Raw genomic sequence first — 10,034 nt, forward strand, 5'->3', positions numbered from 1 at the left:
GGGTGGGTGCAGTTAAGAGACGTCGGACATTGTTGGGCGCTGTTCAAGGCCGTTCGGGGCACCTCGCTGCTCCCAACCTGCTCCGCCTAAACCGGGTCGCACCGAACCGCCGACCGCCGACCGCTCGTGACCTGCCGGCCCAGTGCTGTCGTTGGCGCCAGCACCGGCTACCGCTGCTGCACGGGTCGATCGATGATCACGCTGATGATCGCCGCGCCCGTCGGCAGCATGTGCGTACGGGAACCAAGGGCGGCGCTGGTTCACGCCCTCGGCGCAACTCGCCGCCCTGCTCTCGAACCATGCTACGAGGTCGCGCGGCCGGGTTTGGACGATGGCACGCGGTGAGCCTCCGGCACGCGGGCGGCCTGTGGTCGCCCGCGTGCCGGGAGCTGTCAGTTTCCGCCGACCACCACGACGGCGCCGGTCGCCGCCTCGACACGGTGGATCGGTACGAACCATGACGTGTCGACGGAGTTGCCGCAGGAATGGCTGCCTACCGCCGCGAGATCATTGGTGGCCGAGGTGGCGGTGTTCCATCGGGTCACCGGGGCTCCGGAGTCACCGCCGAGGGTGGCGCCGTCCTGGGCATGACCGGTATCGGTGTCGACGGTGACCATTCGTTCACCGCCGCAGTTGCCGTTGATCGACGTTACTCGCCCGTAGACCAGCCCGCCGTTTGCCCCGGAGATGTAAAGCCCCGAGCCGACAGCAGGCCAGTCAGTGTTCTTCCCGGAAACCGGATTCGCGGTCGAGGTGTTCCTTTCGCCGAACCACGAGTGACGGCTGAAGTACACGTCTCCGAGGGGTGCGAGCATCGCGACGTCCGTGCCCAGGCTTTCGTAGTCCGAGCTCACGCGGAGCGCCCAGCCACCGGGGTGCCAGAACTCGTCTCCGTTGGTGCCGCAGTGCCCTGCGGTTGTCACCCAGTTGCTGTTGGTCCCGCCGCGAGTCATCCGGAACCCGGTCGTGCAGTAAGCGTTCGCCGTGGACGGGCTGCCGGTGCTGCCCGCCCAGATCGCGAGGCCGCCATAGAAAGGCGCCGTATCCGATCGGCGGCTCTGCTGGGCCGGACCGGTCCGCGAGACGGTGACTCGCGGCTTGATCCCGGTGGCCCGGATCGCTGCCGCGGCAAGTCTCTCCGCCTCGCCAGCGGCCTCGATGACGATCTGGTCGGCGAGCTCGTCGAGACGTACCTGATGCACCATCCCGGCCAAATCCCCAGCCCAACCGCGGGAGTCGTTCAAGCTCTTGGTCGCCTCCTCCAAACGAGCCAAGGAGATGGCGTCGCCTCGTACCGGATCGGCACTTCACCGGCGAGGGCGCGCATCGACCTGCCGTTTGCCCGCCAGAGGTCGCCTTCCTGGTTCTTCACGTATCTGACGACCAGTTGCCCGGTGGCCTCGTCGAAGTACGTGCTTCCCGAACCCTCCGGGTAATTGGCCGCCATCGCCTTGAGGCGGTGGAACTGCCGATTCATCGCCTCGGTGTCGACGCCTGCGGCGAAGCCGGCGGTGGTGAAATTCTCGCTCTCGGGTGTGGGCGTGTCTGCCTGGGCGGCTGACGACGCTCCCACGACGGCTACGATTACGCAACTGACGAGCACAGTACGTCTGCGCATGGGGCTCCCTGGTCGGTGATGCGGACGAATGAGTGATTGTGAATACCGTCGCGTAGCGCGCTCGCAAGACGCTTGCAGCCCCCATGCGGAGCTGAGTCGCGGTCAGAAGATGTTCATGGCGATGCCGTTCGTCAACGAGGTCGTGCTCTGGACCCCGTCGATCTTGATCGGGTTGCCGGAGACGTGCTCCACGAAGATCCGCATGATGAAGGTCCGGGTTCCGCAGGTCGGATCGATCGGCACGCCGGTCAGGGAGAAGTTCGCGACGTAGTGGTGGGCGTCGTCGCGGATCGTCTTGCGCGAAGTCGCGGTGCTCGTGGTCCGGCACGTGTGGGAGGTCGGATCGAGTTGGATGAACTCGAAACGCACGTCGACCACCGCGTTCGTCCCGCGCGGCCGTTCGTACGCGTCGATGGCGCTCTTGCACGACGCGGTGCCCGTGTAGCAGGTGGTCAGTTCTAGCGTCGCCAGCGCCTGAGCCGAGGTCGCGTTGGCGGCGGCGTTCCATTTGTGGACGGGGGTGCCGTCGTTGTAGAAAACCCAGGCCGTGGACGTGCCGGCGCCGACGTAGGTGCAGGTGCTCGACGTACCGGTGCTGCTGCAGGCCGGGTTCTGCCACCACCGCGCACCCACCTGGTTGGTGTCGCTGACCTCCAGCCACGTGCCTGTCGCGACGGCGGTCAGGTAGTAGCCATCGAGCGAGGTGGAGGCCGTGTACCCGTACATGCCGCAGGTGTAGGTGCCCGCCGATGGCGCGGTGAAGAGTAGGTCGGCGTAGATCGGCAGGTGCCCGGGCCTGGCGTAATGAGTGGTGTCCGAGCCCTCGTGATTCCGCGAAGACGTCGACGTGGTGCCGACGACTGCGCCGGCTGAGTTCACACACTTCAGGGTGTTGTTCATCGACACGATCTGCTGCACGCTGCTGGTCGCCTCGAGGCGACCGCGCACATGCCGGGATGCTCCGGCCGCGAGGGTGACCGTCCTGCTCACCAGACGCTCCTCGACCCGCGAGTGGAAACTGTTCGCGCTGGTCAGCGTCACCCGGGTCATGGGTCCGTCGTCGGCATGCGCGACGGTCGCTGCGGACATGACGACCGACAGAGCGGTCACGACCACAGTGAGGATCTTTCGCACGTATCGACTCCTGTCAGGTGCTTGGCGGATCCGGTCACGGTCACATGACGCGCTTGCAGAAGCCATGCACGCGTCCGCCTCGGCCCGCGAAACGACCACGACTAATCGATCGCGGCATAATGGTGAACGGCGGACAATCGGGGGGTGACGCTGGTGAAGTTCAGAATCCTGGGCACCGTCGAGGCATGGGCGGGCAGGGAACGGGTCAATCTCGGTTCGCGCAAGCAGCGCCTCGTGCTCGCGGTGTTGCTGCTGGAGCCCAACCGACTGGTGCCGCTGGACCGACTGGTCGATCTCGTCTGGGGCGAGGAGGTGCCGGCGTCCGCACGAGCCTCGATTCAGACGCTCGTATCCCGCCTACGTGCGGCGCTTCGGCAGGCCGGCGACGGGCCCGCGATCGTCGGCCGGGGAGCCGGCTACGTCGTACATGTGGATCCGCTCCTGATTGACGCGCATCGGTTTACGGATCTGGTCCTCAAGGCCGGTTCCGCGGACGACGAGCGCGCCGTCGAGCTGTTCGACCAGGCGCTCGCGCTCTGGCACGGCGAGGCCCTCGCAGGTGTGGCGCCCACGGAAATCGCAGAACGCCTCTGCGGCCACCTGCATGAAGCCCGATGGACCGCGCTGGAAGACCGCCTGGACGCCCAACTGCGGCTGGGCGAGGGCCGGCTGCTGCTCGCCGAGCTCACCAGGCTCGTGGCTGACCACCCTCTGCGACAGCGGCTCGTGGGCCAACTCATGCTGGCGCTGCACCGCGACGGCCGTACCGCCGCCGCGCTCAACGTCTATCGCACCCTGCGGACGCGACTGGCCGGCGACCTCGGCCTCGACCCGGCACCAGAACTGGTGTGGATGGAGTCCGCGATCCTGCGCGCGGACCCGGCTCTGAAGCCGGCCGCGAGAACCAAGGACACGCCACCACCCGAGCCGGTACGACCGGCACAGTTGCCGCACGAAGCCCAGGGATTTGTCGGACGCATAGAAGAACTCGCCCGGCTCGACGCCGGGCTCGAGTCCACGCCGGGCACGAAGATCTGGGTAATCAGTGGCACCGCCGGCGTCGGCAAGACGGCGCTCGCCCTCCACTGGGCCCACCGCAACCGTGAGAAGTTCCCGGGTGGGCAGCTCTACCTCGACCTCCGTGACTTCGACGCCGAGCAGGACCCACTCAGCGAATCCGCCGGACTCCTTCAGCTGCTCAGCGGCCTCGGCGCCGATCCCCGACTGATCCCGGCGGATGTGGCTGGACGGGCCGCTCTGTTCCGCTCGCTGCTGGCTGATAAACGCGTCCTGCTGGTGCTGGACAACGTGCGCGACGCTGCCCAGGTAAACGCGCTGATTCCGCCGGCGGGCACGGTCCTCCTCACCAGTAGGCAGCGGCTCGGTGACCTGATCGCCCGCACCGGTGCGCAAGCGCTATCGCTGTCCGTGCTCACCGCCGCAGACTCTCGCCGGCTGCTGGAGGCCGCGCTCGGCGCCGACCAAGTCGCCACCGAAGCAGCCGCAGCCGGGGAGCTGGCGGATCTCTGCGGTCACCTGCCGCTCGCGCTGCGGATCGCGGTGGCCAACATCGTCGCCGTGCCGAAGCCGGAGATCGCCGGGTTGGTGCAGGAACTCTCCGAGGGCGATCGGTTGGCCGGTTTCACTGTGGATGGTGCCGAGGAGAGTGCCATCACAAGGGCGTTCGCCTCGTCCTACAAGGCGCTTCCGGCGGAGCATCGGCTGCTCTTCCGTCGCCTCGGGCTGCTGCCGGGGCCGACGTTCACTGCGGCGCCGGCGAGCGTGGCCGCCGGGCTACCTCCGGCTCGGACTGACCGGCTGATGAAGGCGTTGGCTGCGGCACACCTGATCGAGCAGTACACACGCGGGCGCTTCCGGCTTCACGACCTGCTCCGACGGTATGCGGTCGACCGGGCGCTGGCCGAAGACACGGCCGTCGAGCGCGAACACGCTCGCGAACTCGTCCTGGACCACTACCTGCGCACGGCCGACGCGGCGGGCAGGCAGCTCATCCCGCACTTCCTCCGGCTGCCAAGGAAGGTGGAGGGCGGGATCAGCTTCCCGGACAGCAACAGCGCGCTTGCCTGGCTCGACGCCGAGTGGCCGACCCTCGCCGCCGCGGTCGGTCAGGCAGCGACACGAGGCCCACGATCGTTGGCCTGGCACATCGCCGACGCACTCCGCGCCTACTTCCACCAGCGCGGTCACCGCGCGGAATGGGTGGACGTGGCCTCGTTGGCGCTCGAAGCCGCGCATGACGAGGGCGACGAACGAGCGCAAGCTGCGATGCACCAGAGCATTGTGCTCGCCTACGTCAACATGGGCCACTACACCGAGGCGCAAGACCACCTCGACAGCGCACTACGGCTGAACGCGGCCGACGGCTGGCACGAAGGCCGCGCCGCCGTGCTGAACAATCTCAGCGCGGTACATCAGCGCCTCGGCAACCCCCACGCGTCGATCGACTGCGGGCTGGAATCGCTGAACCTTCAACATCAGTTGGGCAAAGGGGCCGGGACCGCCATGACGCTGGCGAATCTCGGCTTCGCCTACTGGCAATTGGGCCTGCTGGACCAAGCGCTCGAACACTTCGGCCGGGCGCTGGAGATGGGAGAGCGGCAAGGCGCCCGCTTCAGCGTCGCCGTCCTGCTCGTGGACCTCGGGAACGTACACCGAGACCTCGGCAACCGGGATACGGCCGAGGCGTTCTACGCCCAGGCGCTGGCCGCCAACCGTGAACTCGGATATCACTACGGCGAAGCGACCGCGCTGTCCGGGCGCGCACTGCTGCACTGTCAGACCGGCCCTTCTGAGCAAACCCTCGACGACGCCCGGTCGGCGGTCGAGCTGACCAGGAAGATCAGCGACCGCGGTACCGAGGCGTGGACGCTCAATGCGCTCGGTGACGTCTGTCTGCGGTTGGGCCTGTCCGCCCAAGCCGCGGCCCACCACGACCGAGCCCTGCAGATCGCGCGCTCGACCAGCTTCCGCTGGTGCGAGGCCGACGCCTTACGGGGCTCGGCCGCAGCACTGCTGAACCTCGACGATCTCGACGAAGCCGAGGCCCGAGCCACGCATGCCATCGACCTCGCTCACCAAGCCGGGTACCGCCTTGTCGAGGCCCGCGCTCTGCACACGCTCGCCGAGATCCGGGCGAGGCGGGACGAGAACGAGCTCGCGGGTGCGAGATCAGGCCAGGATCGGATGTCCCTCGGGTGCCGAGTCCATGGACTCGGCATAGCGATGTCGGCAAGTGACAGGCCGGGCCACACGGCAGCGTCTCCGGGTAAGGGCCATCGGTAATCATCCCGTCCATGGCCACGACGACCACTTCGACCTCCCAGGGGAGGTCGAAGTGGTCGGGTGCTGTTGCCCCAAGACGGCTGGCGCCAGCCGCGTCCCCAACCTCTCTGGGCAGAACAACTAGTCACCGGTTGGATCACCCAAACCCAGGCCGAACGGACACGAGCCGAAGCTGATCTTCAAACGACCCAGCAGACAGAGCCACGCCGGATGAGCCGCTCCCAAATCGCCGACCTGGTCCAAGCGCTCGGCGACATCGTCGCCTTGCTGCGCGACGCCGATCCAGCCGGCAAAGCCGAGGTCTACCGGCAACTCGGACTCCGACTCACCTGCCAGGCCGAAGCGCAAACGGTGCGCGCTGCAGTGGATCTCAGCGCGCACCGTGGGGTTATGGTTCGTGTCCGAGGCGACACGACCCATTGCCCCACTGCCGATGATGCTCCGCGCAACGCTGAAGCTCGCGCAAGCCTAACGACGTCTCGTAACTCCTCACTGCCCGATACTCAGGGGCTCGTCTACGTTGGACCTCACCCCCGCCACATCCCAGCAGGTCAGACTGCTAATGGCGGCTGCCTCACCAGGCCGAGGGTGAGCGACTCAGTCGTTCGCTGTGTCGGCCGTGCCCGCGGTCGTCATGAGGGCGAGCGCGTCCAGGAAGTCGTCGAAGGCGCGGTTGGCCCGTGGCGTGTCGCCGGTGGCCTCGATGTCCATGATGAGGCCGCGGATGACGGCCAGCACGAGGGTGGCGAGCTCGGGGCGGCCGATAATACGCATGCCGTCCTCCAGCGGCTGCAGCCAGTCGGTAGTGGCCTCGCGCCGGAGGTTCGGCCACAACTGCTGTTCAGCGTCCTCGCGGAGCTTGCCGAACATGCTGAGGTAGGGGCGCCCCTCGGGGCCGGTCATGGCCTGCCACGTGCGCCGCAGCGTGCTCAGGTAAGGCTCGCCCGACCTGGGGGACAACAGGTCGCCGTAGAACTCGCGTTGACGCTGCCGCGCCCGGCGCAGGGTCTCGCGCAGCAGCGCGTCGCGCGTCCCGAAGTGGTAGATCAGCATGCGGGTCGAACAGCCCGACGCCTTCACGAACGGTTGGAGACGGTCAGGGAGGCCGTGGGCGAGCGCGTGATCGACGCAGGCGTCGAGGATGCGGTCGCGGATCTCGGGTTGTTGGTGACGTCCCACCATCACACTTTTTCACGTAACTGGCGGTACGTCTAACGTTGATTCCAGCCAAAGAAGGAGGCAGAGATGCGAGTGGTATTCGTGCACGGTGCGTGTGTCCGGGACGGCGCCTGGTGGTGGCACCCGACCGCCGAAGCACTGCGCAAGAGTGGCATCAGCAGCGTCGCGCCGTCGTTGCCGAGCTGCGGTGAGGGCGACCGGCCCGCCGGTTCGAACGGTCCCGGTCTGCCGGAGGACGTCGCGGCGGTGCGGGCGGTGCTGGCCGCCGACGATGAGCCGACGGTGGTCGTGGGACACAGCTATGGCGGGATCGTCGCGGCCGAGGCCGCCGCGGGCATCGCATCGGTGAGGCACATGGTTTTCGTGTCGAGCTACCTGCCCGAGCCGGGCGAGTCGCTGTCCACCTTCGGAGCTCCGAAACCGCCGCCGTTCCTCGACTTCGACCCCGAGGGCGGCACGTTCGGCGCGGTACCGCAGTTGTTCGCCGAGACCTTCATGCAGGACTGCCCGCCCGACATCGTACGCGAGGGTGCGGCTCGCCTGATCCGGCAGACGATTGCCGTAACCCAGCAGCCGGTGCGGCAGGTGGCGTGGCACGACCTGCCGACAACGTACGTGGTGTGCGCCGACGATCGCGGCACTCCAGCATCGGCGCAGCGCGAGTTCTCCCGCCGCGCCGACAAGGTCGTCGAACTGCCGACAGGCCACCACCCGTTCCTGTCAGAGCCGCAGGCCGTCGCCGACATCCTGACCGGGCTTTCATGACCAGGGCGCCGCAGCTGGTGCGGCGCATGTACGCCGCCTACAACCGCCGGGACGGCAGCCGCATCGGTCGACCGGGGAGCACGCCCACGATCGCCGCGCCTTGTCAGCGGCAGAAGCGGATACCGGATCAAGTTCGACCGGCTGTCGACGGCTAGTCACGGCAGCGCCCGGCCGGCTTTGGAAGCGGTGCCCGTGGGACGAAGTGGCGTGGTCTTCGTGGTCGTCAGGAGTTCGCGGGCCAGGGCCTCGGTCCACCAGCGTTCGACTTGATCGGGTTGCCAGCCGCGTTCGTCGGTCAGTGTGGTGTAGACGTCGATGTTGCAGATCGCCGCATAGATATCGACAGCCGCCCGTATGTCCAATCCTTCTCGGAGAACGCCGACCGGCCACGACGAGAACACCTGGATCCTGGTCTCGTCCCCCTGTTGACGGCCGTCGCGGTAGGCGGTCGCCAGCGCGGGCTCGGTGCGGCCCGCCTCGCGCACGAGCGCGATGACGTCACCTGCGCGCTCGAAGAGGCGCCGGTCGTAGCCGGCCATCGCCGCGAGTTGCCGCACCGGATCGTTCCCAGCCCCTTCCAGTTCGGCGAGCGACTGCGGTGGATCCGCGGCGATGTTTGCTGCGTCGACCAGGGCTTGGATCAGCCCGGTCTTGTTCCCGTACACCGCGTAGACGGTCGGCACCGAGACCCCGGCCTCCCGCGCCACGTCACGTACCGTGGTCGCCGCCCAGCCCCGGGAGAGGAACAGCCGTCGAGCGGCGCTGGCGATCTCACCCCTGGTCTCTGCCGCTTGCGCCGCCCGGCGCAGTGACTCGTATCTGCGCCTGCCTGCCTCGGCGGTCATGGCTTGCCCCCTTCGGTTTCCGGCCCTTATATTCAATATATGCTGCGCATATTCGGCGTCGGAAGCACCTGGACGTTCACGCGAATCGCCGGACTCGCCGGACTCGGCTTCGCCATCCTGATCGCCTCCATCAACGCCTTCCTGGTACCAGCCGGCCTGCCCCACACCGGCGCGGAGAGCAACGACGTTGTCCAGTTCTTCACCACCCAACAGAACACGGTCGGCCTCGCGTCAGCGCTCGCACCGATCGCCTGGGTACTGGCCACCCTGTTCGGCGCCGGCGCGGTCTCCGCGCTGTGGCGATCCGACCGCGAGCAAGGCACAGCCTGGTCCCTGGTCGGATTCGCCGGGGTGATCCTGCAGAACATCACCTTCACCGGCGTGATGGCCACCCGGCTCGCGCTCGCGTCAACGACCGCGCAGGACAGCAGCACGATCGCCGGACTCTGGGCACTGCACGACGCACTGTTCATCTTCAACGGCACCTTCCTGGCACTGGCCATGACCGGCCTGTCCATCAGCGGCCGACACGCCGGCCTGATCCACCGCTGGCACAGCGGGATCGGCCTGCTGGCCGCCGCACTCCAGTTCGGCTCGGCCGTACTGAGCCCTCTGGTCATCGACGACCCCGGTCCGGTTGGTCTCCTCGGCCTTGCCGGCTGGCTGATCTGGGTCGTGTGGATCGTCGCCTACAGCATCACCCTGATCCGCCTGACATCCGTTGCCCACCCAGGCGATACCGAATCACCGACGCACCGCTCCGGTGAGCCATTTCGATCAGTCCAGCGGCAGGCCGATCTACCCGAAGGCCAGCGTCGCCATCCAGCACAGCAGCGCGTCGAACCGCCGGAAAGCGCGCAGGCATAGACATCCGCTCATCGACATGAGCGGAATGGGTTTCGACAGTGGTCAAGCATCCTTGACCACCGCTACGTCTACGTCGCACATATGAGACGTACTGGTGTCCGATGATCGGCACAAACCGATGCCAACTAGTGCTGCGCGTTCACGGCGCCGTCCCGATGGGCGGATAGCAAGACGATCGGCCCGGGCTGTCAACCCGGCTAGTACGACAGCCGCCGTTTGAGATGTAGCTGTTGGGGCTGGTGGACGAGGTGCGGCCACCGCATGATCGTCTGTCTGTTGTGGACATAACGTTAGATCTGGCGGTGGCCGCGTGCCACAGCGTA

9 protein-coding genes are annotated in these 10,034 nt (G+C 67.4%); 3 read left to right on the forward strand and 6 right to left on the reverse strand.

All coding sequences use genetic code 11. The annotated features are described in order from the left end of the window. Positions 1-392: 392 nt before the first annotated feature. The 3 genes from DLJ59_RS02445 to DLJ59_RS02455 all read right to left on the reverse strand — a co-directional run bounded on the left by DLJ59_RS02445 (position 393) and on the right by DLJ59_RS02455 (position 2,752). A complete protein-coding gene (locus DLJ59_RS02445; RefSeq protein ID WP_124770888.1) occupies positions 393-1,205 on the reverse strand; it encodes a chymotrypsin family serine protease in 813 nt (270 codons plus the stop codon). A gap of 35 nt (positions 1,206-1,240) precedes the next feature. After that, positions 1,241-1,618: a hypothetical protein gene (locus DLJ59_RS02450; protein ID WP_124770889.1), complete on the reverse strand. Its 378-nt coding sequence runs from the start codon at positions 1,616-1,618 to the stop codon at positions 1,241-1,243. Between the two features lie 102 nt (positions 1,619-1,720). Further along, on the reverse strand, positions 1,721-2,752 hold the full coding sequence (locus DLJ59_RS02455) for a hypothetical protein (protein WP_208648525.1): 1,032 nt from the start codon (positions 2,750-2,752) through the stop codon (positions 1,721-1,723). A 144-nt stretch (positions 2,753-2,896) separates the two neighbouring features. Here DLJ59_RS02455 and DLJ59_RS02460 point away from each other — a divergent pair, with 144 nt between their 5' ends. Next, the gene (locus tag DLJ59_RS02460; RefSeq protein ID WP_244235797.1) at positions 2,897-6,055 is read left to right on the forward strand and encodes an AfsR/SARP family transcriptional regulator; all 3,159 of its coding nucleotides are present in this window, start codon (positions 2,897-2,899) and stop codon (positions 6,053-6,055) included. A 120-nt stretch (positions 6,056-6,175) separates the two neighbouring features. On the opposite strand, the gene DLJ59_RS02465 is transcribed toward DLJ59_RS02460, so the two are convergent. Next, positions 6,176-6,436 (reverse strand): hypothetical protein, encoded by a 261-nt coding sequence (locus DLJ59_RS02465; protein ID WP_124770890.1) that lies wholly within the window; start codon positions 6,434-6,436, stop codon positions 6,176-6,178. Between the two features lie 216 nt (positions 6,437-6,652). Next, positions 6,653-7,237 (reverse strand): TetR/AcrR family transcriptional regulator, encoded by a 585-nt coding sequence (locus DLJ59_RS02470; protein ID WP_208648527.1) that lies wholly within the window; start codon positions 7,235-7,237, stop codon positions 6,653-6,655. Positions 7,238-7,300: 63 nt separating this feature from the next. Here DLJ59_RS02470 and DLJ59_RS02475 point away from each other — a divergent pair, with 63 nt between their 5' ends. Beyond that, positions 7,301-7,999 carry an alpha/beta hydrolase gene (locus DLJ59_RS02475; protein WP_124770892.1) on the forward strand — a complete coding sequence of 233 codons (699 nt, stop codon included), beginning with the start codon at positions 7,301-7,303 and terminating at the stop codon, positions 7,997-7,999. A 155-nt stretch (positions 8,000-8,154) separates the two neighbouring features. Here DLJ59_RS02475 and DLJ59_RS02480 read toward each other — a convergent pair whose 3' ends face one another. Continuing rightward, complete coding sequence (locus tag DLJ59_RS02480; RefSeq protein ID WP_124770893.1) at positions 8,155-8,844, reverse strand: TetR/AcrR family transcriptional regulator; 690 nt, start codon at positions 8,842-8,844, stop codon at positions 8,155-8,157. 39 nt (positions 8,845-8,883) lie between these two features. Here DLJ59_RS02480 and DLJ59_RS36790 point away from each other — a divergent pair, with 39 nt between their 5' ends. After that, a complete protein-coding gene (locus DLJ59_RS36790) occupies positions 8,884-9,711 on the forward strand; it encodes a hypothetical protein (protein WP_208648526.1) in 828 nt (275 codons plus the stop codon). Positions 9,712-10,034 lie beyond the last annotated feature (323 nt).

The organism is Micromonospora inaquosa (genome assembly GCF_003857055.1).
GTDB lineage: Bacteria > Actinomycetota > Actinomycetes > Mycobacteriales > Micromonosporaceae > Micromonospora > Micromonospora inaquosa.

Excerpts from the sequence above, each read along its gene's own strand:
- DLJ59_RS02450 (WP_124770889.1), bottom strand. The coding sequence starts at position 1,618 with ATGCGCAGACGTACTGTGCTCGTCAGTTGCGTAATCGTAGCCGTCGTG.
- DLJ59_RS02470 (WP_208648527.1), bottom strand. The coding sequence starts at position 7,237 with ATGGTGGGACGTCACCAACAACCCGAGATCCGCGACCGCATCCTCGAC.
- DLJ59_RS36790 (WP_208648526.1), top strand. The coding sequence starts at position 8,884 with ATGCTGCGCATATTCGGCGTCGGAAGCACCTGGACGTTCACGCGAATC.
- DLJ59_RS02480 (WP_124770893.1), bottom strand. The coding sequence starts at position 8,844 with ATGACCGCCGAGGCAGGCAGGCGCAGATACGAGTCACTGCGCCGGGCG.
- DLJ59_RS02475 (WP_124770892.1), top strand. The coding sequence starts at position 7,301 with ATGCGAGTGGTATTCGTGCACGGTGCGTGTGTCCGGGACGGCGCCTGG.
- DLJ59_RS02445 (WP_124770888.1), bottom strand. The coding sequence starts at position 1,205 with ATGGTGCATCAGGTACGTCTCGACGAGCTCGCCGACCAGATCGTCATC.